Source organism: Eubacterium sp. CAG:156, from assembly GCF_000434315.1.
Taxonomy (GTDB): domain Bacteria; phylum Bacillota; class Clostridia; order Lachnospirales; family Lachnospiraceae; genus Eubacterium_U; species Eubacterium_U album.
The window spans coordinates 1-596 of sequence record NZ_FR878185.1; the positions used below are offsets into that span (position 1 = coordinate 1).

The following is a 596-nucleotide window of genomic DNA, read 5'->3' on the forward strand; positions in this document are numbered from 1 at the left end:
AATTTTTCAAAATTTAACAAGCCATATTTTTCTATTTGCTCATCGTTATGTTCAACAGTCTCCGCACAGATTCTTATTTTCTCTACATTTTTAAATATTTCCAATCCTCTACAGTCAATAACAGAATATTTGTAATTACTATTATCCAATCCGTCCATATAAGTATATGTATCATCAGGATCTATCCATAATTCTGTTACTGCATCAATTTCATTCTGACTCAATTGATTGTCATTATTGGAATCAAAGGATTCGCTGACTAATTCTCTTACATATTCGCTAGGAAAATTTTCCGCATTTATTTCAACGCCTTTTTCTTCCTTAACCGTCTGTTGTTTAGTATCATTTGAGTATCCACAAATTCCCACAGACATAAGCATAAACATTGTGAATACAATCATTTTCTTTACATGCATAACACCCTCTCCTTTATATATTTTTTTATCTTGATTTTATTATATTAAGAGATTTATTTCAACGCTTTATAATTACTCTTTCCCCAACGACAATTAAGAGCGATTCCTTGACATTATAGTAATGTTCAAAAAAAGCTCTCTGTGCAATGCACAGGAGCTTTTTATATGTAGACATCTATT

At 30.4% G+C, this 596-nt stretch carries 1 protein-coding gene; it reads right to left on the reverse strand.

Going from position 1 to position 596, the window contains the following annotated elements; genetic code table 11:
• Window positions 1-416, reverse strand: a 416-nt coding sequence (locus ABMA45_RS09415; protein WP_348030245.1) for a hypothetical protein, incomplete at its 3' end; no start/stop codon positions are given.
• Between the last annotated feature and the right edge of the window lie 180 nt (window positions 417-596).